Consider the following 25,355-nt stretch of genomic DNA (forward strand, 5'->3'; position numbering starts at 1 on the left):
ATACGAATAACATGGAAAATATGGTAAATGTATATTTTAGCGGTAAGCGTTACAGTGTTCCGGCAGACCTTACAATTATGACCGCCATGGAATACGCCGGCTATACATGGAAAAGAGGATGCGGCTGCCGTCATGGTTTCTGCGGAGCCTGTGCGACCGTATACCGTATCAAGGGAAAAAATGAATTAAAGACCTGCCTTGCCTGCCAGACTCAGGTGGAAGAGGGAATGTATGTGGCAAGTATTCCATTTTTCCCGACTGATAAGAGAACCTATGACATTGAGGATATCAAACCGACCCAGCAGATCATGATGGAACTCTATCCGGAAATCTATAGCTGTATCGGATGTAATGCCTGCACAAAGGCATGTACCCAGGATCTGAATGTTATGCAGTACATCGCATACGCGCAGCGGGGCGAGTTTACGAAGTGTGCGGAAGAATCCTTCGACTGTATCGGGTGCGGCTGCTGTACCGTAAGATGTCCGGCAGGTATCTCTCATCCCCATGTAGGTGTTCTGGCAAGAAGGCTTACAGGAAAATACATCGCGCCTAAGACTGAGCATCTTGCAGACCGTGTAGAAGAAATCAATAAAGGCGAGTATGACGAGCTGATTGAGCAGATTATGCAGAAGCCAATCACAGAGATGCAGGAACTTTATAATACCAGAGAGATTGAGAAGTAAGGGAGGGCGTAAACATGTATACACCATATCCAGAGAATATGATGGAATCCATCAAAAAGGTAGAGGCTACAAGAGAAAAACGTATGTCTACAGAACCCAGGCGTCTGACTGCTGATGAAAAAGACGCTCTCCTGAAAGAATTCCATCCAGATTATAATCCGGAGGCATTTGCGGAAATCAAAGTAGGGGCCAACAAGGGACAGAAAGCGCCGTTAGAGCTTACAAAAATGCTCCACTCTACCAGCCGTATTTTGAATGAAGATATTGATATTACGAAAATTGATTATGATGTAGACGTGCTTGTCATCGGCGGCGGCGGCGCCGGCTCTTCCTGTGCCATCGAAGCCCACAATGCAGGCGCCAATGTGATGATCGTAACGAAACTTAGGATTGGAGACGCCAATACCATGATGGCGGAAGGCGGTATCCAGGCGGCAGATAAGGAAAATGATTCCCCGGTACAGCATTATCTGGACTGCTTTGGGGGCGGACATTTTGCTGCAAGGCCGGAATTGGTAAAACGTCTTGTCATGGAAGCGCCGGACGCAATCAAATGGCTGAACGAGCTTGGCGTCATGTTTGACAAGGATGGGGACGGACGTATGGTAACGACCCACGGCGGCGGTACATCCAGAAAGAGAATGCATGCATGTAAGGATTATTCCGGAGCGGAAATTATGCGTACCCTTAGGGACGAAGTACTGAACCGTCAGATTCCGGTGGTAGAGTTTACTTCTGCAGTAGAGATTATCAAGGATGAGAAGGGACAGGCGGCAGGCGCTATTCTTCTCAATATGGAGACAGGGGATTACTCGGTGGCAAGGGCAAAGACGGTTGTCATCGCAACGGGCGGCGCAGGAAGAATGCATTATCAGGGCTTCCCCACTTCCAATCATTACGGCGCAACGGCGGACGGACTGGTCTTAGGATACCGGGCAGGCGTACCGCTTCTCTATCAGGATTCTATCCAGTACCATCCGACAGGCGTTGCCCATCCGGTGCAGATCCGCGGCGCCCTTGTTACGGAGAAAGTACGTTCGGTAGGCGCCCAGCTTGTCAATGCTGAAGGTGAAGCCTATATCCATCCGCTTGAGACCCGTGACGTCAATGCTTCTGGCGTTATCCGCGAGTGCAGAGAAGGACGGGGGGTAGAGGCTCCCGGCGGGCAAATGGGCGTATGGCTTGATACGCCGATGATTGAACTGATTGGCGGAGAGGGAACCATTGAGAAGAGAATCCCTGCAATGTTCCGTATGTATATGAACTATGGGATTGATATGAGAAAGGTTCCGATCCTGATCTATCCGACGCTGCATTACCAGAACGGCGGCCTTGAGATTGACGGAGAAGGCTTCACCAAGACGATTCCAAACCTCCTGGCGGCAGGAGAGGCCGCAGGCGGTATTCATGGAAGAAACCGTCTGATGGGCAATTCCCTTCTTGACGTTATCGTATTTGGCCGGAATGCAGGTAAGAAAGCGGCGGCGAAAGCGAAAGAGGTAGAGCTTGGTACGATGAATATTGACCATGTGGCGGCTTATGAAGAGGAACTGAAGAATGCAGACGCAGCTTCCGGCGATGTATCACCATTGCTGCTGCCGAAATATGCCCGGCATGAGAGATAGAGATATGCCACAAGGATATGAATAAAAAAAGGAGACAAGATTATGCGTGAGATAGAAGTAAGCAAGATTACGGATGTCGTAGAAAAGCTTTGTATCGAAGCAAATAATCATCTTCCGGAGGACGTAAAGTGTGCGATTAAAGATTGCCGCGCGTGTGAGGATGGTGAGATTGCAAAGGGCGTTCTTGATAACATTATTGAGAACTTCGAGATTGCGGATAACGAGTGCGTACCGATCTGTCAGGATACAGGTATGGCATGCGTATTCCTTGAGATTGGCCAGGACGTACATCTGGCCGGCGGCAATCTTGCGGACGCTGTGGACGAGGGAGTACGCCGCGGTTATGATAAGGGCTATCTTAGGAAATCCGTTGTCAAAGACCCGGTACGCCGTGGAAACACAGGGGACAATACCCCTGCAATGCTCTATACGGAAATCGTTCCGGGCGAGCAGATTAAGGTTACGGTAGGGCCAAAGGGCTTCGGGAGCGAGAATATGAGTCAGATCCGTATGTTCAAGCCCTCCCATGGCTTACAGGGAATCAAGGATTTTATCCTGGAAGTGGTAGAGACGGCAGGACCGAATCCATGCCCGCCTATGGTAGTGGGCGTCGGAATCGGCGGGACTTTTGACAAAGCGGCTCTTCTTGCAAAGAAAGCGCTGATGCGCCCCATTGATTCTTCCAATCCGGATGCGTTCTATGCAGATTTGGAGAAAGAAATGTTAGAGAAGATTAACAAGCTTGGAATCGGGCCTCAGGGCTTCGGCGGAAAGACTACGGCAATCGGATTGAATATTGAGACTCTTCCGACCCATATCGCAGGTATGCCATGTGCAGTCAATATCAACTGCCATGTCACGCGCCACAAAACGGAGGTGATTTAGATGGCTGCAAAGAAGATTACATTACCATTGACAGAGGAGCTTGCTAAGACACTGCATGCAGGCGACAGCGTACTCGTGACCGGAACCATCTATACTTCCCGGGATGCAGGACATAAGCGGATGTGCGAGGCGCTTGCCAAGGGAGAGGAGATTCCTTTTGATCCTACGGACGCTACCATCTATTACGTGGGACCCACCCCGGCGAAACCGGGCCAGGTCATCGGTTCTGCGGGACCCACCACCAGCGGGCGTATGGACGCCTATGCGCCGACTATGATGTCCGTGGGCGCAAGGGGCATGATTGGAAAAGGCGCGCGTCTTCCGGAAGTTGTGGATGCAATGAAGAAGTATTCCGGCGTGTATTTCGGAGCCATTGGCGGGGCAGGCGCCCTTCTTGCCAAATGTATCAAGAAGGCAGAGCTGATTGCCTATGAAGACTTAGGCGCAGAGGCTCTTAGGAAGCTGTATGTAGAGGATATGCCGCTGGTCGTTATCATTGACAGCGAAGGAAATAACCTGTATGAGAGCGGACGTGCTGCTTATTTGAAGGAGCATGAGGCTTAAAACGGGAGGCGTTACGATATAGAAGGGAGTCATAGGACATGGAGTTATTTGGAGGGATATTGGCAGTTAAGGCTGTAGTATTTCTGACATTCTCAATCTTCGCGATTGCCGCTGTCGGATATTCCATCGGCAGGATAGAAGTAAAGGGAATCGACCTTGGAACTGCCGGAGTATTTATCGTTGCTCTGGTCTATGGGTGTCTGTTATACGGAAAGCTGTCGGATAACCTGATGGCAGGGGATGCGTCGTTTGCTACGGACGCGCTGAAAATCGTAGAGAATATGGGACTGGTTTTCTTCGTGACTTCCGTAGGTTTTATTGCAGGACCGAATTTTTTCGGGAATTTGAAGCGGAATTTTAAATCTTACGTCCTGCTCGGCGCAGTGATTATCCTTGCGGCTGCGGCTGCTTGTGTATTATGTATCTTTATCGGCGGTAACTTTACGGAACTTGACCATGACCAGTTCAAGGCGATTCTGGTGGGCATCCTTTCGGGAGCGTTGACCAGTACGCCGGCATTCTCCGCATCCAAGGCGGCAGTGGGCGCAGATTTGGAGGCGCTGGTGTCCGTCGGGTACGGGATTGCATATCTGTTTGGGGTCATTGGAGTCGTATTGTTCGTACAGATTGTCCCCAAGGTCATGAAGGCGGATATGAACGAGGAAGTTGCGAAGATTGCCGCCCAAGAAGGCGGGAGCGCAAAGAGGAAGAGCCTGATTCTGACAGAGGTAGACGAGTTCGGGTTCATGGCGTTTTCATTTGCAGCGGTGGTGGGGATTCTGGTGGGAAGTATCAGTTACCGGAACTTTTCCCTGACCACTACGGGCGGATGCCTGCTGACAGCGTTGGTGTTCGGGCATTATGGGCATATCGGAAAGATTTCCATTGTGCCTAAGAGTTCTACTCTGAAAATGCTGCGGGAACTGGGACTGATGCTGTTCCTGATTGGAGCGGGAGTATCCGGCGGCGCCAAATTCGTACAGTATTTCGAGCCGATTTATTTCCTGTATGGGGCGATTATGACGATTCTGCCGATGATTATTGGATTTATCATTGCAAAGAATATATTGAAATTGCCGCTCCTTAATAATCTTGGTTCGCTGACCGGAGGTATGACCAGTACGCCGGCTCTTGGGACGCTGATTAATATGGCGGGGACGGAGGATATTGCGGCCGCATATGCGGCGACTTATCCCATTGCATTGATTGCAGTAGTGCTGGCTTCCCAGTTGATCATTTTGTTCTGTTAGAAGTGAAATATGAAAAACCGCCTTGCGTTATCAGGATATGATACTTGCAAGGCGGTTTTTATTCTTTTATCTGAACAGACCGAACAGACCTTTTTTCTTGGATTTTGTAGATTTCTTGAATGTATAATCATCATCATCGTGCCTGCTGCGGTGCTTATCCATTGTAATGTATAACTGGCAGACGGCTTCTTTTGTGTTGCACCAGCTAAAAGGAACGTCAATATCCTGAAACCTGAGGCGGAGCCGTTTATATTCCTGGTCGCTGATTGCTTCTGGTTTGCTGATGTCGCGGTTTCCAAACATTTCTTCAAATGTATCCCTGATTTTGATGAACTTCGCCGGATTGTCGGTGATTAATTTCATGACTTGTTCTGTAAATTCTTTTTTTTCCATTATTCAATACCTCTCTTGAAATATACCATGTGTATGTCCATTACGGGATGACCTTTGGATATACTGTAATGTATGCCCTGACAGGGCTGTATGTTTCACCGGATAAGGGTGAAACTTGATATGGTTCGTATTTTGTAGTGTAATATAGAATGTAGATTATTGCAATAGGGAAAATATAATAATTTTACGATTTAAAAAATATTTTTGTGTTTGCCGGTGGCAGAAGGGCGTAAATAATAAAGTCTTCTTCTTGTTGACTATATAGAAATATGGTAAAATGAAAGAAAGTGGAAGATAAAATGTATATGGAATATAGAGGAGATGGGTGATATGCAGAAGTTTTGCTTGAATAATATCAAATCCTTCAAACAATCAGAAGAAATTGAAATGAAGCCGATTACAGTATTTGTTGGAAAGAATAGTTGTGGAAAGAGCAGTCTTTTGCGTTTCCCAGTAATGCTTACCCAAACATTTCGGGAAGACACCCTTACACCTTTGTTGCTTTTTGGCAATTTGATTGATTATGGCAATTATGATGATGTTTCATATAGACATGGAACGATGCCGTTGGGATTTAAAATTTCATTCGGGCCAGAACTTGCAAGAAGAATTAGAAATAGATATTATTTAAGAAGGCATGAATATGTTGAAGAATTATTTAATAATCGGGAGTTTGTTAAAAATATAGAATTGGAAGTTTCGATTGATAAACCAGAAAAAAAGCTGCAGGTAAGGGATATAGAATTATATGCTGACGGAAAAAAGTTATGTACGATTGAAAGGGACGGAACCGGTTATATATTTTCAGTCCATCAAATATTATATGAAAGAAGATGGGAAGACCGTGAAGAGAATTTAGGTAAAGTAAAAATGAATTTCTATAAGTTAAAACTTTCCCAATTTACCGGACTATAGAATAGACCCGCAAACTCACCCAAAACTATATAATACATTCAAAAACTAGTTATTAAAAGCAATAATCCCTAAAAAATGGCCATTTTTAACCGTGCTACACCTGTTAATCCATTTAGATTTTTGTAAAATTGTGTATAAAAATCTATTATGTATAGTCCTAATGTGTTATAATAGGACTATATAAAGGAGTGATTTTTATGCCCGTACCTGCTGATATCAGAGCAGTTCCAAGACCGGTTAATACCATAGTGGATGACAACGGCCGGGATGGCCCCAAACGTTATGCTGTCAGGCAACGTTCCTCTTCTAAATATGTTCCCGGTGGCAATCCCCAGCCGCGAAACGGCAAGGTGGTCGGTCACATCATTGATCATAAATATGTGCCAATCCACGAGTCGAAAGCAGGAACTTCTGCAGAACCGGATATGCTGTCCTATGGCGCTTCCGCACTTGTTAAGTCTGTCACGAAAGACCTTGTGTCAGATCTCCTTGCTGTGTACGATCCATCGGATGCTTATGCAATGATGTCTATTGCGACCCTTAAAGTGATCAAGCCGGCTGTTACCGCAAACCGGATGGCAACACATTACCATAGGACATTCGTCTGCAAAGATTATCCCGGAGCAGCAATGTCCCCGAATTCTATTGGAAACCTTCTGCAAAGGATTGGGATGGACGGTTCCAGGCGCAAACAGTTCTACCAGTTACGTATTCAATCGACTTCCGCCGACCATCATGTGGCGATTGATGGCACGCTGAAACAGGATAACAGCAAGGTCAATGATCTTTCTGCCTATTCCCGTAAGGCAAGAGTAAGGGGCTGCAGTGAAGTGTCTGTCCTATATGCTTATGACATCGAGCGGATGGAACCGGTTTGTGCCGAAGTATTTCCGGGAAACAGTATTGATGCCAGTTCCTATCCGGCGTTTATCCGTGATAATGACATTCGCAAAGGGATCATTGTTGCTGACAAAGGATTCCCTCCAAGCAAAATCAAAGCAGAATTGCAGGAGCGTCCGGATCTTCATTTCCTTACGCCGATCAAACGGAATGATGCCCGCATATCGGATAATGATATGCTTTCCTTCGAAGGAGTACTAACTGGCATTGCCGCTCATATAGTTTATAAGAAGAAACAGATCAAGGGCGGCCGATACCTATATGCATTCAAGGATACGAAAAAAGCATCAGCTGAAGAAGCAGCCTATCTTGCGAACGCTCAGAAGAAAAATACCTTTCTCCCAGAGAAATACGCAAAGAAACAAGCTGTTTTTGGTGTAATCGTTCTTGAATCCGACCAGGACTTAGATGCGAAAACGGCATACTTTTGTTATGAGGACCGCTGGCTTCTGGAACTGGTATTTAATCGGTATAAAAGCGATGAATGCCTGGATCATACCGATGTGCAGAATGATTATTCCGTCATCGGCGGTGAGTTTGTGAACTTCCTGTCTACAGTTGCCACCTGCCGTATCATACGAAAGGCGCGGACGGCAGGATTATTTGACCATATGTCCTATGGAGAACTGATGGATGACCTATCATCAGCCTGGCGTAGAACAGATGCCCCGGAAGAACCGGCAACAGATGATGGATACTGGGTTCACACACTGCAGATTGTATTTGAGGAACTTGAGGCCTTGGGTCTGTCAAAACCGATACCAAAGCCAGCACCCAAGAAACGTGGCCGTAAACCCAAGCCCAAAGATCAGTATGAGCAGAAGCCAAAGCGCCCACGTGGTCGCCCTAGAAAGAATTCATCCCAGTCTGTCAGTACTCTATAGTCCGGCAGATTGGGAAAGTATTAATAAGTTCATCCCGCTAATAGATGAAGTTGAATTGATGGAACAATATCTGGATGTGGATCAATCTTTAAATTCCAAATATATGTTTGATATGATGGAATATGTTGAGAACAATGTTTCGACAGACAAAAAAAATATAGCAAGATCACTTTTACAGACAGTCTCCATTATAGCGCTATATTTCAGGGGCATACAGGATTATTTGAGAAATGAAGCAGAGAAGACAGCATATATCGGGCCTTTCAGAGAAAATCCCAAACGGACGTACAGGGATTCGGAAAGTAATTTTAATGATGTCGGAGTTAACGGTGAAAATACAAGTATGATTTTGCGCCAAGCTGCGCAAGAGGATAGAAAATTATTAAATAATGTATCTGATTGGTTATATAAAACTATGGGATATTCTCTGAGTATTAAAGATGTAGGGAATGGGTTATATAGTTTGTTCGTATGCGGGAATAAGGAAACGGACAATATTATAGATGTAGGGTATGGTATCTCTCAAGTATTGCCTATAGTAACACAGTTATATAATGAAAATGATTATAGACGGAGTCCATATACGGCGAATACAACAAAGCGTAGAACTGTAATATTTGAACAACCGGAGATTCATTTGCATCCGGCCGCACAGGCACAACTGGCAGACTTGTTTGTTGAATGCATCAATGATAAGAAAGGGGCGGTCAATCGTATATTGATTGAGACTCATAGCGAGCATTTAATAAGAAAATTGCAAGTGTTGGTCGCTGATCCTGACGTAAAGATTAGCGACGACCAAGTGGCAATCTATTATGTAGATAAGGATGAAAAAGGAGATTCTTATGTAGAGAAGATGAAGCTGTGTGAGAACGGGCAATTTGAAAAAACGTGGCCGACCGGATTTTTTGATAAAAGTTACGAATTGACCAAAATGTTGATGAAAGCGAATAGCAAAGTATCCGTTTAGGAGAAATATTATGATAGATCTTGTAGTATGTTACAGTATATTAGAAAAGTGTAAATCTGTCGATGCATTCTCTGGTGATGCAGAGAGTGTCGAGATGATAAGGCGAATCCGCCAGCATCGTATGGTTGTTCAGGATTCTTTGTACGGATATATTCTATACAAAGGAGAGAACCGTCATAATAAATACATCATCTGACAAAACCAATATAAATGAGAATGAATATCTTAATGAATTAGTGACATTATGTAAAAAGACAGAAGATAAGATGATTCTTATGGAGTCGAAACGTAGAATCGGGGTGAAGTATATCAATAAATTTGGAATCTCGGTGTTTGATAGCGCAGATATCAATGATGCCGGTGGGAATAATCTGTTCTCAATGTATACATTACCAGTAAATGGGAAGTCTATATCAGAAGGAGAAGACAGTAAATTTGTAGCAGAATGGCTGGGAAGATTTTTAGGTAAAGAAGAATATATACAGATTTTTGACAGTTATCTGCTTACAAAAGAGGGGATAGATTATTTGAAAAAATATATCCTAAAATATGTAAAGGCCAATGCGGATATTGAAATATATTCATTAAAAAAAGAAGATTTTTCAGAACAGCAGATAAAAGATATGTTTGAGGGGGAGAATTTTAAAAATTGGAAATTTTCCATATACATAGTAGAGAATAAAAAGGATTTGCATGCAAGGAGTATTCAAGGGTCAAAATATATTATTCAGATAGACCGTGGATTATCGGTTTTTGGCAGAGCAGGGAAGACATTTCAGACTACAGTAAGTATTTTTGAGAACATGGGTGTTCCGAGAATGGCGCTGAAAGAAACGCAATTAAAACAGATAGTATAATATTTAAGCGAGGTATAGGACATGGAAATTAAATTGCCATATAAGGTGGCATGTTTAAATTGTGGGGCAGTAGTTTTGACGGATATGGAATTGGAATGCGTAGGTTCTTATGAAAGAAAAATGGGATTAGAATTAGAGCATTTGGCGACTTTTGACGGCGTATGTCCGAAATGTGGAGGAGATATTTACGTACAAGTAGAAGTATGGGAGTATCCGGAAGGGAATATTGAGGATTACGGCGTAGTAACGAAGGGAGCAAAAGAACTGGAGGAGCCGAAATTTTTTGATAGCGGCTGTCTTTCGGAAGAATTATTATAAGGACAGGGAATTTGTGAGGAAGCATGGGTGCATGTCCTAAACCTTCAGAAGTAGGGGAAAACGGGCTGAGCTATTAAGGCGGATGATAATATATCAGCCATTCTAGCATTTGCTTGCTTCAAGCGCAAGGTTTTGTTAGAGAGAACTGCGAAATGACGGAAAACCAGAAGAAGCTGCCTCCCCCGGCAGCTTCCCTGAAACATCTATCAATCAGACATACCAATACAGTATTGACAGATCCTTAGTGTTTTGCAAAGACGACCTCTCTTTTTACCCCCGGCTCGGCAGAGGCCTGACCGTCGTTTGGCACGTCTTCGATCTTACGGTTACTCAACGCCCCGGCTTCCATGGCGTCGGCAAAATTAATCGGATGATTGCGCATATGCACCTTCAGCACTTCAAACAGCCTGAGGGTTGGACGCTTGGATTCCAATACCCCTGCGACGTCAACATACTTGCACCCGGTCTGTGAAGCCAATGCTTTCAGCCGTTGATTAATCTGAAAAGCCGCCGGACTGTTGGATACGATTGGCACGATATAGATGGAAGCCTGTGTCTTTGTGTGAATCATGTACAGGAGCCACTCATATTTGGAAATAAAATTGTCTGCGTCTACATTTTCATCAAGAATATCAATATCCCCCATATTTACGAATATCTTGCGTGGGTTCAAGTCATACAGGCATACCTTTAGGTAGCTTTCAATCTGGTCGATACGCACGTCTTTGATACTCCGGTTGTAGATGGGTTCCGTTATGCGGAACGCCTGTGCCAGTTCTCCCACGGGGAGGGCGGCAAATGTGTTGGAGCCGAAAAGCACGACGCCGCCGGCTTCCGTAATACTGTTCATTTCACGATATGTTTCCATTTCATCTTCTCCTTGACTGTGAATCGATGGTTTTAAAGGTGTGGACTCTTGAGCCGCCAAAGCCGCTGTTTCCACGGATGTATTGACTGCATTGCCGGAAATTTGTCTGCTTAGTTTGGCGTTCGCCTCTTTTGCCTGTCTGTCGTAGCGGCGGTTGATGAAGAATACGACCACATTTGCAGATACGACGATTAAGTTCAGAAGATAAACGACAAGTACATAATTGAATCTGTGGTTATAGATTTTTGCAGAGATTCCAGCGATATACCCGATGATAATTAGGAGTATAAACTGGAGGCTCATGTTTCTTGCTGATTTTGCTTTGATATTCTTGGCAAGGTTCATAGGCCAGGACAGGCCAAAACAAATCAGCATGGTGGACTCTAAAAGTTCAGCCATTTTCATTCCCTCACTTTCTGGTTGGTTCATTTTTGTTCCTCACATAGTTTAGCATTGACCTATGATTATGTCTAATATATAATATTTATCATAATCATAATGTTTACATTATGATTATTGGATTGTGATAATGTTTCAGGAAAATAGTTTAGATTCGATATTTTCCGGAGACAGGGAAGAGGAAGCACAGGAGGATATCTATGGAAATCATGCAGATTCGATATTTTCTGGAGGCGGCGAAGACGAAGCATATGACGAACAGCGCAAAGAACCTGCATATTACGCAGCCGGCGCTGACACAGGCAATCCGCAGGCTTGAGAAGGATTTGGGGGTTCCTTTGTTTGCGGCAAAAGGCAGGAATATCGTGCTGACAGAATACGGAAAATATTTACAGAGGAAATTAGAGCCTCTGATGGAACAGATGGACGCCATACCTGAACAACTGAAAATGATGGTAGCGCTGGAGGGGGAGACTATCCATATGAACGTGCTGGCAGCGTCGGGGCTTGTGATGGAGGCAATCATCGAATATAAGAAAGAACATGAAGAGATCAATTTCCAGCTCCAGCAAAATTCGGAGAGCGAGCTTTATGATATTGCCGTGACCACGAAGCTGTTCTATCAGGGGCATGAGGAACAGAACCGTTTTGCATGCGGGGAGGAAATCTATCTTGCGGTGCCGGAAAATGGGAAATACAAGGGAAGGGAATCTGTGCGGCTTGAAGAAGCGGCAGACGATGGATTTATCTGTCTCCTTGGCTCCAGAGAGTTCCGTTATATCTGCGACCGGTTCTGCCAGCATGCGGGGTTCACGCCTAAGGTCATTTTCGAGAGCGACAACCCGTCTGCCGTGAAAAACATGATTGCAGCGAATATCGGAATCGGGTTTTGGCCGGAATTTACGTGGGGCAGTATTGACAACGAGCATGTAAGGCTGTTAAAGATTGAAGAGCCAATCTGCCAGCGGGACATTATTATTCACTATAACCGGAACAAGACAGACAGCCGCAATGTAATAGAGTTTTACGGGTTTTTGACCGATTTTTTTGAACGGCGGAAAAGGATGGACATGTTTTGATATGGTGTTTTTTGCTGTAGTGTGCTAAAATATTGCGATAAGAATGTAATTTCAAAGGAGAAAACAGGTATGGCAGTACAATTACTGATGGGAAACGAGGCCATCGCTTTAGGTGCGATTCATGCCGGAGTCAGTTTGGTTTCGGGATATCCGGGAACGCCCTCCACAGAGATTTTAGAGACTGTGGCGAGGAATAATACGGAAGGCAGAATCCACGTGGAATGGTCGGTAAATGAAAAAGCGTCCCTTGAGGTGGCGGCAGGAGCCGCATACACAGGAGCGAGAACCATGGTGACAATGAAGCAGGTGGGGCTTAACGTGGCGTCCGACCCGCTGATGAGCCTTGCGTATGTGGGGGTGAAGGGCGGCATGGTCATTGTATCGGCGGACGACCCGGGGCCTATATCCTCACAGACGGAGCAGGACACCCGGCATTTTGGATGGTTCTCGAAGCTTCCGGTGTTTGACCCGACGTCCCCGGAAGAAGCCTATGAGATGGTAGGGGATGCATTTGCATATTCGGAAAAGTATGGAACGCCTGTGATTCTGCGCCCTACCACCCGTATCTGTCATGGGTGCGCGTCGGTGACGGTCAGGGAGACGCCGGCTGATGCATCTTCTTACGCGGCGGATGAGACGTGCGGGGAAGAATTTGGCAAGCCGGAAGGTTTTGTCAAAGATTCGGAACGGTGGGTGATATTTCCGAAACTGTCTTATCAGAACCATAAGAAGATTGAAGCGCGTAACGAGGAGCTTTCTCAAGTATTTTCTTCCTACCGTTTTAATACTGTAGAGGGGGGCGCAGGAGTCCGAAAAGGCGTTGCGGCGGGAGGAATCAGTTATGCTTATGTGAAGGAGAGCATTTCTTCGGACGTCCCTCTTCTGCGGGTAGGGACGCCGCACCCCTTTCCGGAGGAGCTGGCGTGTAAGTTCCTTGCAGGGCTTGACGAAGTGCTTGTATTTGAGGAACTCGACCCTGTTATTGAGCGGGCGCTTCTTCTGATTGCCGGGAAGTACCATCTGAGTGTGACGATTCGGGGTAAACTTACCCATGATACTGCCAATGCGGGGGAGAATAGTGTCGAGAGCGTGAGGGAAGACCTGGGAAGGTTTGCAGAAGAGACGCTGAGAGAAGACCTAAGAAGATTTGAGGCGGAAAGCCTGAAAATACCGCCGCTGCCTGTTCGTCCTCCGGTTCTCTGCGCGGGATGTCCTCATCGTGCCTCTTTCTATGCAGTGAAACAGGCGGCAAAGGGAAGGAAAGCTGTATTCAGCGGGGATATCGGCTGCTATACCCTTGGCAATGCAAAGCCTCTCGACATGGTTGACACCTGTCTGTGCATGGGCGCAGATGTGACAATCGCACAGGGGCTTCACATTATAGAAAGAGACGCGGTAAATTTTGCTTTCATCGGTGATTCTACCTTCTTCGCTTCTGGAATTACAGGCGTAATCAATGCGGTTTACAACCAGACGGACATCGTTCTGGTTGTGCTGGACAATTCCACGACGGCGATGACCGGACACCAGCCTCATCCTGGGACAGGAAGGACGATGATGGGGGAGGTTGTGGCGAAGGTAAGCATTGAGAAGGTGTTGGAAGGTATCGGCGTGAGTAAGATTGTAAAGGCAGATCCTTTAAAACTCGAGGAGGCGATTGACGCAGTTCGCCAGGTCTTGGATGAAACGGGAGTAAGGGCTGTGATTTTCAAGTCCCCATGTATCGCCGTCACGAAGGCAGAGACTTGTTACCAGGTGGATGAGACGGCATGCGTATCCTGTAGGCAGTGTATCCGGGAATTGGGGTGTCCGGCAATGGCGGTATGCGCGGGGAAGGTTTCCATAGAGCCGAGCCTATGTTATGGATGCGGCGTCTGTGCAAAAATATGTAAGTTTGGTGCGATACAGGAGGTGGACCATGAATAAGAATTGTTTACTGTGCGGAGTCGGGGGGCAGGGGGTAGTCCTTGCCTCCAAACTGATTGCTTATGCCGCAATGGAGAAAGGAATGTTTGTCCGTACGTCAGAGACAATCGGCATGGCGCAGAGAGGCGGTTCTGTGGTCAGCCATGTGCGGGTGGGAGAAGAGATTCATTCTCCGATGATTCCAAAGGGAAGCGCGGATGTACTTCTGGCATTTGAGCCTGCGGAGGCTGTGCGCAATCTCTCTTATTTAAAAAAGGGAGGAATCGTGATTGTGAACCAAAAAGCCCTACAGCCTGTGACCGCAAGTTTAGACGGGAAGGGGTATGACAGCGGGGAGATGCTTCATTTCCTAAAGAATCAGGTGGAACGATTGTATGTGATTGACGGGGAGAATATTTGCAGCAAGGCAGGTTCAGCAAAGACGCTGAATATTGCCCTTCTTGGTGCGGCGGTGGCGGGCAATGCCTTGGAAATTGGTATGGAAGAGATGGAACGTGAAATCAGGAGGCGGGTGAAACCGCAATATCAGGAGATGAACCTCAAGGCGTTAGAGCTTGGCGCAGAGGCTGTATGTACGGAATGAGAACAACGCTTAAAGGAATAGGAAAGGAACATACACATGAAAATGACAGAATTACAATTCAGACTAATCAAGACGAACTTAAAATTGCTGACGTCAAAGCCTTGTTTCTATAAAGAGAAATTCAAGGAGATTGATATTGACGCAATCAACAGCCAGGAAGATTTTGAGAAACTTCCGTTTACATGGAAGGGAGACCTCAGGGAGGCATATCCGCTGGGGCTTCAGGCAGTGCCGGACGAAGAAATCGTCCGAATTCATTCATCCTCCGGCACAACGGGAACTCCGGTCATCATCCCTTATACCCAAAAGGACGTGGACGACTGGGCAAAGATGTTCGCCAGATGCTATGAGATGGCTGGAATTACTGCTTTGGACCGCATCCACATTACGCCAGGATACGGGCTGTGGACAGCGGGCATCGGTTTCCAGTTAGGAGCGGAACATCTGGGGGCAATGACCATCCCTATGGGGCCCGGCAACACCGACAAGCAGCTTCGCATGATGCAGGATTTGAAATCCACCGTCCTATGCGCCACCTCGTCCTACGCGCTTCTCCTTGCGGAAGAAATTGCAAAGAGGAATCTGACAGACAAAATCAGCCTGAAAAAAGGCGTAATCGGCTCTGAACGGTGGGGCGAGAAGATGCGAAAGAGGATTGCATCAGAACTTGGAGTCAAGCTTTATGACATTTACGGGCTGACGGAGGTATATGGCCCGGGAATTGCCATGAGCTGCGACTATGAGTGCGGAATGCATTACTGGGACGACTATGTGTATTTCGAGATTGTAGATCCTAAGACAGGCGAAGTCCTGCCGGACGGTGAAATCGGAGAGCTGGTTATCACTACGCTTCGCAAGCAGGGCGCGCCGCTGATTCGCTACCGCACCCACGACCTGACTCGCTTTATTCCCGGAGACTGCCCCTGCGGTTCCCGTTTCCCAAGAATCGACACTCTGATTGGAAGGACGGACGACATGGTGAAGGTCAAGGGGGTCAACATTTTCCCCAGCCAGATTGAGGAGATGCTAAAAGGCGTGGCAGAGGCGTCAAGCGAGTACCAGTTCATGCTGGACCATATGAACGGGAAGGACGTCTGCACCCTGTTTGTAGAAATCAACCATGGAGCAGAGCCGAAAGCGGCTTCCAAAGCAATCCAGCAGGAATTTAAGAACAAGATTGGCGTTACGGTAAACGTAAAGCCGGTTTCAATCGGGGATCTTCCAAGAAGCGAGAAGAAGTCTACCCGGATTTTCGATAACCGGTATTAAAAAGGAGAACATATGAGATTCAGACCTTGCATCGATATCCACAACGGGACGGTGAAACAGATTGTGGGCGGGAGTTTAAGAGACGAAGAAAACCAGGCGGTGGAGAATTATTCAGCCGCCCAGGATGCAGAATACTTCGCACATTTATATAGAAAGGACGGGTTAAAGGGAGGCCATGTGATTCTTCTGAACCCGCCTTCCTCTGAATACTACGGGAAGACCCGCCGGCAGGCTATGGACGCGTTAGAGGCGTACCCCGGCGGCCTGCAAATCGGCGGCGGAATTACGACAGAGAACGCCGGGGAGTACCTTAAAGCCGGGGCAAGCCATGTAATCGTCACATCCTACGTCTTCAAAGACGGCGAAATCCGCTGGGACCGCATGGAAGAACTGTGCAATGCGGTAGGAAAAGAACACGTCGTAATCGACCTGAGCTGCAGGAAAAAAGAGGACGGTTACTATATCGTAACAAACCGCTGGCAGACTTTCACCAATGTAAAGCTGACCTGTGAAATCCTGGACAAAATTGCTGGTTACTGCGGCGAATTTCTGGTACATGGCGTGGACGTGGAGGGGAAAGCCTCCGGCGTCGAGGACGGGCTTGTGAAGCTGTTAAGCACTCGGCAACAGATACCAACCACTTACGCCGGAGGAATCGGAAGTCTTGAAGATTTGGAGCATTTCCGCAAGATTTCCGGGGGGCGGCTGGATTTTACCATCGGAAGCGCCCTAGACCTTTTCGGCGGAAAGATTCCTTATGAACATGTAAAAAAATATTGCTGATATACCCTTAAAATGGATACAAACGGAAAATTAACAGTTTGTAAACACTTTATAAATTAGTTGAATTGACTTATAGATAGTGTTATTATGTAGGATAAAGTGGTTTACCATGGCTAAATTAGTGATAAGGAGCTATCCGATATGGGGTTAATGCAGAAATTATTTGGAACACATAGTGAGAATGAGTTAAAGAGAATCTATCCGATTGTAGACGCAGTGGAGGCTCTTGAGCCGGAGATGCAGAAGCTTTCGGACAGTGAATTAAAGGATAAGACCAGAGAATTTAAGGAGAGGCTTACAAGCGGCGAAGCCACTCTTGACGATATCCTGCCCGAGGCGTATGCCGTCGTAAGGGAGGCGTCTGTGCGTGTGCTGGGGATGCGGCATTTCCGCGTCCAGATTATCGGCGGTATTATCCTGCATCAGGGGCGTATTTCCGAGATGCGTACCGGTGAAGGAAAGACGCTGGTATCCACCCTTCCGGCTTACTTAAATGCCCTGACGGGAGAGGGCGTACATGTGGTAACGGTCAACGACTATCTGGCAAAGCGTGACGCCGAATGGATGGGACAGGTACATGAATTTTTGGGGCTGACCGTAGGCGTCGTACTTAACGGCATGGACAATGACGAGCGCCGCGCCGCGTACAATTGTGACATAACTTACGTGACCAACAATGAACTTGGGTTCGACTACCTGAGGGACAACATGGTCATTTACAAGGAACAGCTTGTGCAGAGAGGCTTGAAATATGCCATCATCGACGAGGTGGATTCCGTACTGATTGACGAAGCCCGTACGCCTCTGATTATTTCTGGGCAGAGCGGCAAGTCCACGAAGCTTTATGAGGCCTGCGACATCTTAGCACGCCAGTTAGAGCGGGGGGAAGCCAGCGGCGAATTCAGCAAGATGAACGCCATTATGGGCGAGGAGATTGAGGAGACTGGAGACTTTATCGTCAATGAGAAGGAGAAGAATATCAACCTGACAGAAGACGGTGTACAGAAGGTGGAAAAGTTCTTCCATATCGAGAACCTTGCGGATTCGGAGAACTTAGAGATTCAGCATAATATCATCCTGGCGCTGCGCGCCCACAATCTGATGTTCAAGGACAAGGATTATGTGGTGAAAGAGGACGAAGTCCTGATTGTAGACGAGTTCACCGGGCGTATCATGCCGGGACGCCGTTATTCGGATGGTCTGCATCAGGCAATCGAGGCGAAGGAGCATGTGAAGGTGAAGCGGGAGAGCAAGACCCTTGCCACCATCACCTTCCAGAACTTGTTCAACAAGTTTGCAAAGAAGGCGGGTATGACCGGTACGGCGCTGACGGAGGAGAAGGAGTTCCGTGAGATTTACGGGATGGACGTCATTGAGATTCCGACCAACGTGCCGGTACAGAGGAAAGATTTGGAAGACGCCGTGTATAAGACCCAGAAGGAGAAGTTTAAAGCAGTCTGCGACGCCATTGAAGAGGCCCACAGCAGGCATCAGCCGGTACTGGTTGGTACGATTACCATTGAAAATTCTGAGCTTTTGAGCGGTATGCTGAAACGGCGGGGAATCAAACATAACGTGCTGAATGCCAAGTTCCATGAGATGGAGGCGGAGATTGTGGCGCAGGCAGGTATTCATGACGCCGTGACTATCGCTACGAATATGGCGGGACGTGGTACGGATATCAAGCTGGACGACGAGGCGAAGGCGGCCGGAGGTCTTAAAATCATCGGAACGGAGCGGCATGAGTCCAGACGTATCGACAATCAGTTAAGAGGACGTTCCGGACGTCAGGGAGATCCGGGAGAATCCAGATTCTACATTTCCCTGGAGGATGATTTGATGCGTCTGTTCGGCTCAGAAAGGCTGATGAGTATATTTACGGCTCTTGGCGTGGAAGACGGGGAGCAGATTGAGCATAAGATGCTCTCAAGCGCCATTGAGAAGGCACAGCAGAAGATTGAGGCGAATAACTTTGGAATCCGTAAGAACCTGCTGGATTATGACCAGGTCATGAATGAGCAGAGAGAGATTATTTACGAAGAGAGACGCCGGGTACTGGACGGAGAGAATATGCGGGATTCCATTTTCCATATGATGAATGAATATGTGGAAAATGTGGTAGATATGGTGACTGGAAAGGACCAGGATTATGACGAGTGGAACCTGGCAGAGCTGAACCTGACGATTCACAATACCATACCGATTGCGGCGGTCACGGAAGAAGACGTAAGAGGAATGGGGCAGAAGGAATTGAAGCATCTGCTGAAAGAACGTGCGGCAAAGGCGTATGAAGCGAAGGAATCCGAATTCCCGGAGCCGGAGCATGTCCGTGAAGTGGAGCGTGTCTTCCTGTTGAAGGTGATTGACGCAAAGTGGATGGCACACATCGACGACATGGATCAGCTCCGTCAGGGAATTGGACTGCAGGCTTACGGTCAGCGTGACCCTAAGGTAGAGTACAAGATGCTGGGATACGACATGTTCGACGAGATGACGAAGGGGATTGCGGCGGATACCATCCGGGCGTTGTTCCATATCCGTATCGAGCAGAAGGTAGAGCGTGAGCAGGTGGCGAAGGTGACAGGAACCAACCGGGATGAAAGCGCTGCGCGGGCGCCTAAGAAACGGGCGGATAAGAAGGTATACCCCAACGATCCATGTCCGTGCGGAAGCGGGAAGAAGTATAAGCAGTGCTGCGGGCGTAAATAGCTAAGTAGCTATAGATAGAAAGAATATAAGAAAGAGGTGATAAGATGGTTGAATTAGATCAGTTCAAGACACTGATGAATGCATATGAAGAACCTCTTGCCGAGATGAGGGATTCACTTTGACCTGGCAGGGAAGGAAAGACGGATTGAGGAACTGCAGCACAAGATAGAGGAGCCGGGCTTCTGGGACGATCCGGAAGAGTCCCAGCGGTTCATGAAGGAACTGAAAACTCTGGAAGAGCAGGTGGATACCATCAAGAAGCTGTATACGGCTTACGATGATATCAACCTGTTGATTGAGATGGGATACGAGGAAAACGACGCTTCCATGGCGGAAGAAATCTGGACGGAGATTCAGGAGTTCGAGGCAGTGTTCGAGGGGCTTCGTATTCAGACGCTTTTGTCGGGAGAATATGATTCCTGTAATGCCATTGTGACCATTCATGCAGGTGCGGGCGGGACGGAATCCTGTGACTGGGCCAGCATGCTCTACCGGATGTACAGCCGATGGTCGGAGAGGAAGGGATTCTCAATCCAGGTGCTTGACTATCTGGACGGGGATATCACGGGCATCAAAGCCATAACCTTTGAGGTAAATGGAGAGAATGCTTACGGCTATCTGAAATCAGAAAAGGGCGTCCACCGTTTAGTGCGGATTTCTCCATTCAATGCGGCGGGAAAGCGGCAGACTTCCTTTGCGTCCTGCGACGTAGTGCCGGATATTGAGGATGAGATTGATATTGAGATTGCAGAGGATGATTTGAAGATTGACACGTACCGGGCAAGCGGCGCGGGAGGGCAGCATGTTAATAAAACGTCATCGGCAATCCGCATTACCCATCTGCCTACGGGGATTGTAGTGCAGTGCCAGAACGAGCGTTCCCAGCACCACAACAAAGAGAAGGCAATGCAGATGTTGAAGGTAAAATTACAGCTTTTGAAGGAACAGGAACAGGCGGACAAGGTTTCGGATATCCGTGGTGAAGTGAAGGAAATCGGATTTGGAAACCAGATTCGTTCTTATGTGATGCAGCCTTATACCATGGTGAAGGACCACAGGACCAATGTGGAGAACAGCAATGTGACGGCGGTCTTAGACGGCGGTATTGATCTGTTCATGAACGCATATCTGAAACAGTCAGTGAATATCTGAAACAGCCAGTGAATAGTTAGAGGAGGGACAGCAAGATGGTAAATATAGCAGTTATGGGGTATGGGACGGTAGGCTCCGGCGTTGTGGAGGTAGTGAACACCAACGGCGCGCGTATCAACCAGAGAATCGGGGATGAGCTGAATATCAAGTATGTGCTGGACTTGCGGGATTTTCCAGGAGATCCTGTACAGGAGAAGATTATCCATGATTTCGAGACGATTATTGGGGACGACGAGATTCAGATTGTGGTGGAGGTGATGGGGGGCATTGAGCCTGCTTATACCTTCGTAAAGCGATGTCTCCAGGCGGGAAAGAGCGTGGCCACGTCCAACAAGGCGTTGGTGGCAAAGCATGGGGCAGAGCTTCTGTCCATTGCCGAGGAGCAGAACATTAATTTCCTGTTTGAGGCCAGCGTTGGCGGCGGAATACCCATTATCCGCCCTCTCAATTCTTCCCTGACGGCAGATGAGATTGAGGAAATCACAGGCATCCTGAATGGAACCACCAACTATATGCTGACAAAGATGTTCTATGAGGGAGCGGACTACGATACGGTCTTAAAAGAAGCGCAGGCCAACGGTTATGCGGAGAGAAATCCTGAGGCGGACGTAGAAGGGTATGACGCCTGCAGGAAGATTGCGATTCTGTCTTCGCTGATTTCCGGGCAGCAGGTGGATTTCGAGGATATTTACTGTGAAGGAATTACCGAAATTGCAGTGGAGGATATGAAGTATGCCCGGGCAATGGGAACCACCATCAAGCTTCTGGCGTCCAGCAAACGCCATGGGGGAAACAGGCTCCATGCCATCGTGGCTCCCTGTATGCTGTATCCGCAGCACCCCCTCTATAATGTGAACGGGGTATTTAATTCCATTTTCGTACATGGAAATGTTCTTGGCGACGCCATGTTCTACGGCAGCGGCGCGGGAAAGCTTCCGACGGCCAGCGCTGTAGTGGCGGACGTGGTGGATGCGGCAAAGCATCTGAACCGGAATATTATGACCATGTGGAAACAGGAGAAGCTCAAACTTGAGGATAAAGCAGATGCGAAACGCCGCTTCTTTGTACGTATCAAGGGAGAAAAAGAGGAGATGCTGCCAAAGCTTAGGGATTCCTTTGGGGAGATCGAAGTGGTGGAAGTAAAAGAACTTGAGGGAGAATTTGGGTTTGTCACTCCGGTCATGATGGAGGGAGACTATGCGACCAGGGCAAATATCTACAGAGATGAGATTCTGCACATGATACGTGTGGAAGGATAGCCCTTGCGTTACGTGTCCGATAAGAGAAAATGGGGGTGAGATAACAATGAAATATGTAATTATTCTGAGCGACGGGATGGCGGGAAGACCTCTTGAGAAGCTGGGGGGAAGGACGACCCTTGAGGCGGCGCATACTCCGTTCATGGACAGTCTTGCGCCGGTGTCAGAGCTTGGCATGGCGTCTATGGTTCCGGAGGGGATGGCGCCGGGGAGCGATACGGCGAACCTGTCGGTTATGGGTTATGACCCCAGGGTCTACTATACGGGCAGATCTCCGTTAGAGGCGCTGAGCATCGGCGTGGATATGGAGGATACGGACGTGTCTTTCCGGTGTAATTTGGTGTCATTGTCGGAGGAGGACGCAGCTTATGAAGAACAGACCATCTTAGACCACAGCTCTGACGAGATCGACACGGCGGATGCGGCTGTATTGATAGAAGCGTTGAAAGAAGGGATTGGGGCAGAGGGATATGGGTTCTATGTGGGTACCAGTTACCGCCACCTTCTGATTCAGAAGAATGGCAAGACGGCAGAACTGACCCCGCCCCACGATATCCTGACACAGCGGATCGGAGCGTATCTTCCGGAAGACAGAATCTTGCGGGATATGATGGAGAGAAGCTATGAGATATTAAAATCCCATCCGCTCAATGAAGCACGGAGAAAAAAGGGATTGAAACCTGCGAATTCGGCATGGTTCTGGGGCGCGGGGAAGAAACCTGCGCTTACGTCTTTTGAGGAACGGACCGGGAAGAAAAGCGTGATGATTTCCGCAGTGGATTTGCTGAAAGGGATTGCAGTCGGGGCAGGTATGGACCGAATCCTTGTGGAAGGCGCCAACGGAGGGCTTCACACCAACTATGAAGGAAAAGCGAAAGCTGCGGTGGATGCCCTTACAAAAGACGGCTATGATTTTGCGTATATCCATGTGGAGGCGCCGGATGAGATGGGGCATCAGGGAAAGACAGAAGACAAGGTAACTGCCATAGAAAATGTAGATGAGAAGGTATTGGGAACCGTAGTCAGGGGGCTTGAGGAGTCAGGGGAAGATTTCCGGCTTCTGCTCCTTCCGGACCACCCGACTCCCATTGAAGTCCGTACCCATACAGGGGAGCCGGTTCCTTATCTATTGTATGACAGTACGAAATCCATAAAAGGAGCGGAAGAATATTCCGAGAAGACCGCCGCCCTGACAGGAAGGTACTATCAGGACGGATACCGGTTAATGGAACATCTTTTGCAGGAGGGACTATGCTGATAGTGAAGAAATTCGGAGGCAGCTCCGTAGCGAACAAAGAGAGGATTTTTAACGTTGCCAGAAGGTGCATCGAAGATTATAAGGAAGGACATGACGTGGTGGTCGTGTTGTCCGCCATGGGAGATACGACGGACGATTTGCTTTCTCTTGCCCAGACCATCAACCCGAAGGCAAAGAAGCGGGAGCTTGATATGCTGCTGACCACAGGAGAGCAGGTATCGGTGTCGCTGATGGCGATGGCGATGCAGTCTTTAGACGTCCCGGCCGTATCCCTGAATGCCTTTCAAGTACGGATGCATTCTACCTCCCGGTACGGCAATGCAAGATTTAAGCGTGTGGAGACGGAGCGTATCCTCCATGAACTGGATTCCCGGAAGATTGTAATCGTGACCGGGTTTCAGGGGGTGAACAAGTACGACGACGTGACCACCCTTGGACGGGGAGGTTCGGATACGACGGCTGTAGCCCTTGCGGCTGTGCTGCATGCGGATAAATGTGAGATTTATACGGACGTGGACGGTGTGTATACGGCGGACCCAAGGGTCGTGAAAAGCGCCAGAAAAATCGATACCATTACCTATGACGAGATGCTGGAGCTGGCGAGCCTTGGGGCGCGGGTACTCCATAACCGTTCGGTGGAGATGGCGAAAAAATACAACGTGGAACTGGTCGTGCGGTCCAGCCTGAACCGTTCGGAAGGAACCGTAGTCAAGGAGGCAAAAGGAGTGGAAAAACTATTAGTTACGGGCGTGGCTGCCGATAAGAATACGGCAAGGATTTCCGTGATCGGCGTGGAAGACAGGCCGGGAATCGCATTCCGTATCTTCGATACGCTGGCGAAGAACAATATTAATGTGGATATTATCCTACAGTCTGTGGGACGGGAAGGGACAAAAGATATTTCATTTACGGTAGCGTCAGATGACTTAGAGGCGGCAATCCAGACGTTGGAGGAGAATAAGGAGCGGCTGACCATCAAGGACATTACGTGGAATGAAGATGTGGCGAAACTGTCTGTGGTCGGGGCGGGGATGATGAGCAATCCCGGCGTTGCCGCGAAGATGTTCGAGTCTCTTTATAATTCCAGAGTCAATATCAATATGATTTCTACCTCAGAAATCCGTATTACGGTCCTGGTGCCGAAAAAAGATATCGACAAGGCAATGAATGCGGTGCATGACGGCTTCGCAATGTCAGACTGATGTCCGGGGATTTTCAGGCAGACGGCAGCCTATGGGAAGCCGTGAATCCGGATGGCGGCATGCGCAGCCTGTATGGACTATTGTTTGCTTAGGCTGCTGTTATGGTACTTGCCGGAGAATGTGACGTCTTCCCCGAACCAAGACGGAGGGACGAAGGAATTGGCCTCTTCCTCTGAAGAAAATTCCACCTCCACGAGAATGAGCGGGGCGAGCTCTCTTTCAAAGACGTCCAGTTCCGCAGTCAGCCCATGCTCCAGCGGAATCATGTAACGTCTTTTTTCAATCAGCCGTCCGTCGATTTTTGTGAGAAGATGTTCATAGGCTTCCCGGGTGAGCGGAAGGTTGTATTCCTGCCTTGCCATGAAGCCTTTTGATTTGTAGGTAAGCTCATACTTTTCGTTATCCCGGCGGATACGCACGACGGGGTTAATATTTAAGTATCCCTGGGAGATGATGCGGCAAGGATAATCCTCTATGTGTCCGGGGAGTTTGTCTACGAGATATTTGCGTTCGATTTCCATTATATGCCTCCTGTCTGAAATTTGCGGACGGCAATAGGAAGCCGAACCGCTGATATTATCATAATATAAGAGATTCTAAATGTAAATGAGAAAATAAAAG

The 25,355-nt window shown here is 47.8% G+C and carries 24 protein-coding genes; 21 read left to right on the forward strand and 3 right to left on the reverse strand.

Features of this window, described 5'->3' with window-relative positions:
* Nucleotides 1-11 precede the first annotated feature (11 nt).
* From AC6I3O_RS08920 to AC6I3O_RS08940, 5 genes are read left to right on the forward strand one after another with little or no spacing between them, the layout of a single operon-like run.
* On the forward strand, nt 12-686 hold the full coding sequence (locus AC6I3O_RS08920) for a 2Fe-2S iron-sulfur cluster-binding protein (RefSeq protein ID WP_497850594.1): 675 nt from the start codon (nt 12-14) through the stop codon (nt 684-686).
* A 14-nt stretch (nt 687-700) separates the two neighbouring features.
* On the forward strand, nt 701-2,311 hold the full coding sequence (locus AC6I3O_RS08925; RefSeq protein WP_497850595.1) for an FAD-dependent oxidoreductase: 1,611 nt from the start codon (nt 701-703) through the stop codon (nt 2,309-2,311).
* A gap of 42 nt (nt 2,312-2,353) precedes the next feature.
* Entirely contained in the window at nt 2,354-3,196 is an 843-nt protein-coding gene (locus AC6I3O_RS08930) for a fumarate hydratase (RefSeq protein WP_497850596.1), read from the forward strand.
* Nucleotides 3,197-3,760, forward strand: a complete 564-nt coding sequence (locus tag AC6I3O_RS08935) for a Fe-S-containing hydro-lyase (RefSeq protein WP_172490085.1) — start codon at nt 3,197-3,199, stop codon at nt 3,758-3,760.
* 38 nt (nt 3,761-3,798) lie between these two features.
* Nucleotides 3,799-5,010, forward strand: a complete 1,212-nt coding sequence (locus AC6I3O_RS08940; protein ID WP_497850597.1) for an aspartate-alanine antiporter-like transporter — start codon at nt 3,799-3,801, stop codon at nt 5,008-5,010.
* A 66-nt stretch (nt 5,011-5,076) separates the two neighbouring features.
* On the opposite strand, the gene AC6I3O_RS08945 is transcribed toward AC6I3O_RS08940, so the two are convergent.
* Nucleotides 5,077-5,403 carry a hypothetical protein gene (locus AC6I3O_RS08945; RefSeq protein WP_497850598.1) on the reverse strand — a complete coding sequence of 109 codons (327 nt, stop codon included), beginning with the start codon at nt 5,401-5,403 and terminating at the stop codon, nt 5,077-5,079.
* Nucleotides 5,404-5,733: 330 nt separating this feature from the next.
* On the opposite strand from AC6I3O_RS08945, the gene AC6I3O_RS08950 reads away from it, so the two are divergent.
* The 6 genes from AC6I3O_RS08950 to AC6I3O_RS08975 all read left to right on the forward strand — a co-directional run bounded on the left by AC6I3O_RS08950 (nt 5,734) and on the right by AC6I3O_RS08975 (nt 10,247).
* Nucleotides 5,734-6,318 (forward strand): AAA family ATPase, encoded by a 585-nt coding sequence (locus tag AC6I3O_RS08950; RefSeq protein WP_497850599.1) that lies wholly within the window; start codon nt 5,734-5,736, stop codon nt 6,316-6,318.
* Nucleotides 6,319-6,515: 197 nt separating this feature from the next.
* On the forward strand, nt 6,516-8,102 hold the full coding sequence (locus AC6I3O_RS08955) for a transposase (protein ID WP_288124265.1): 1,587 nt from the start codon (nt 6,516-6,518) through the stop codon (nt 8,100-8,102).
* Between the two features lie 58 nt (nt 8,103-8,160).
* Entirely contained in the window at nt 8,161-9,072 is a 912-nt protein-coding gene (locus AC6I3O_RS08960; RefSeq protein ID WP_497850600.1) for an AAA family ATPase, read from the forward strand.
* A 10-nt stretch (nt 9,073-9,082) separates the two neighbouring features.
* Entirely contained in the window at nt 9,083-9,268 is a 186-nt protein-coding gene (locus AC6I3O_RS08965) for a hypothetical protein (protein ID WP_497850601.1), read from the forward strand.
* 70 nt (nt 9,269-9,338) lie between these two features.
* Complete coding sequence (locus AC6I3O_RS08970; protein ID WP_497850602.1) at nt 9,339-9,929, forward strand: MIT C-terminal domain-containing protein; 591 nt, start codon at nt 9,339-9,341, stop codon at nt 9,927-9,929.
* Between the two features lie 21 nt (nt 9,930-9,950).
* The gene (locus AC6I3O_RS08975; protein ID WP_497850603.1) at nt 9,951-10,247 is read left to right on the forward strand and encodes a hypothetical protein; all 297 of its coding nucleotides are present in this window, start codon (nt 9,951-9,953) and stop codon (nt 10,245-10,247) included.
* A gap of 241 nt (nt 10,248-10,488) precedes the next feature.
* Here the strand turns inward: AC6I3O_RS08975 and AC6I3O_RS08980 are convergent, their stop codons facing one another.
* Nucleotides 10,489-11,544, reverse strand: coding sequence for an SGNH/GDSL hydrolase family protein (locus tag AC6I3O_RS08980; protein ID WP_497850604.1), 1,056 nt, complete (start codon nt 11,542-11,544; stop codon nt 10,489-10,491).
* A 170-nt stretch (nt 11,545-11,714) separates the two neighbouring features.
* Here AC6I3O_RS08980 and AC6I3O_RS08985 point away from each other — a divergent pair, with 170 nt between their 5' ends.
* From AC6I3O_RS08985 to AC6I3O_RS09030, 10 genes are all read left to right on the forward strand, one after another.
* A complete protein-coding gene (locus tag AC6I3O_RS08985) occupies nt 11,715-12,593 on the forward strand; it encodes a LysR family transcriptional regulator (RefSeq protein ID WP_497850605.1) in 879 nt (292 codons plus the stop codon).
* Between the two features lie 69 nt (nt 12,594-12,662).
* A complete protein-coding gene (gene iorA, locus AC6I3O_RS08990) occupies nt 12,663-14,519 on the forward strand; it encodes an indolepyruvate ferredoxin oxidoreductase subunit alpha (protein WP_497850606.1) in 1,857 nt (618 codons plus the stop codon).
* Nucleotides 14,512-15,102 (forward strand): indolepyruvate oxidoreductase subunit beta, encoded by a 591-nt coding sequence (locus tag AC6I3O_RS08995; protein ID WP_497850607.1) that lies wholly within the window; start codon nt 14,512-14,514, stop codon nt 15,100-15,102. Before iorA ends, AC6I3O_RS08995 begins: the two co-directional genes overlap by 8 nt.
* A gap of 36 nt (nt 15,103-15,138) precedes the next feature.
* Nucleotides 15,139-16,371 carry a phenylacetate--CoA ligase family protein gene (locus AC6I3O_RS09000; protein ID WP_497850608.1) on the forward strand — a complete coding sequence of 411 codons (1,233 nt, stop codon included), beginning with the start codon at nt 15,139-15,141 and terminating at the stop codon, nt 16,369-16,371.
* Nucleotides 16,372-16,383: 12 nt separating this feature from the next.
* The gene (hisA, locus tag AC6I3O_RS09005; protein WP_497850609.1) at nt 16,384-17,154 is read left to right on the forward strand and encodes a phosphoribosylformimino-5-aminoimidazole carboxamide ribotide isomerase; all 771 of its coding nucleotides are present in this window, start codon (nt 16,384-16,386) and stop codon (nt 17,152-17,154) included.
* A gap of 141 nt (nt 17,155-17,295) precedes the next feature.
* The gene (secA, locus tag AC6I3O_RS09010) at nt 17,296-19,863 is read left to right on the forward strand and encodes a preprotein translocase subunit SecA (RefSeq protein ID WP_497850610.1); all 2,568 of its coding nucleotides are present in this window, start codon (nt 17,296-17,298) and stop codon (nt 19,861-19,863) included.
* A 44-nt stretch (nt 19,864-19,907) separates the two neighbouring features.
* Nucleotides 19,908-21,015, forward strand: a protein-coding gene (prfB, locus tag AC6I3O_RS09015) for a peptide chain release factor 2 (protein ID WP_497850611.1) whose coding sequence is annotated in 2 segments (ribosomal slippage) — nt 19,908-19,970 and nt 19,972-21,015 — 1,107 coding nt in all. Because the reading frame shifts where the segments join, the coding sequence is not laid out codon by codon here.
* A 35-nt stretch (nt 21,016-21,050) separates the two neighbouring features.
* The gene (locus tag AC6I3O_RS09020) at nt 21,051-22,274 is read left to right on the forward strand and encodes a homoserine dehydrogenase (protein ID WP_497850612.1); all 1,224 of its coding nucleotides are present in this window, start codon (nt 21,051-21,053) and stop codon (nt 22,272-22,274) included.
* 46 nt (nt 22,275-22,320) lie between these two features.
* On the forward strand, nt 22,321-23,532 hold the full coding sequence (locus tag AC6I3O_RS09025; protein ID WP_497850613.1) for a cofactor-independent phosphoglycerate mutase: 1,212 nt from the start codon (nt 22,321-22,323) through the stop codon (nt 23,530-23,532).
* Entirely contained in the window at nt 23,526-24,734 is a 1,209-nt protein-coding gene (locus AC6I3O_RS09030) for an aspartate kinase (RefSeq protein WP_497850614.1), read from the forward strand. Before AC6I3O_RS09025 ends, AC6I3O_RS09030 begins: the two co-directional genes overlap by 7 nt.
* Nucleotides 24,735-24,811: 77 nt before the next feature.
* On the opposite strand, the gene AC6I3O_RS09035 is transcribed toward AC6I3O_RS09030, so the two are convergent.
* A complete protein-coding gene (locus tag AC6I3O_RS09035) occupies nt 24,812-25,255 on the reverse strand; it encodes a CYTH domain-containing protein (RefSeq protein ID WP_497850615.1) in 444 nt (147 codons plus the stop codon).
* Nucleotides 25,256-25,355: the final 100 nt, after the last annotated feature.

It is taken from the genome of Sporofaciens sp. St.21A7, assembly GCF_059728535.1.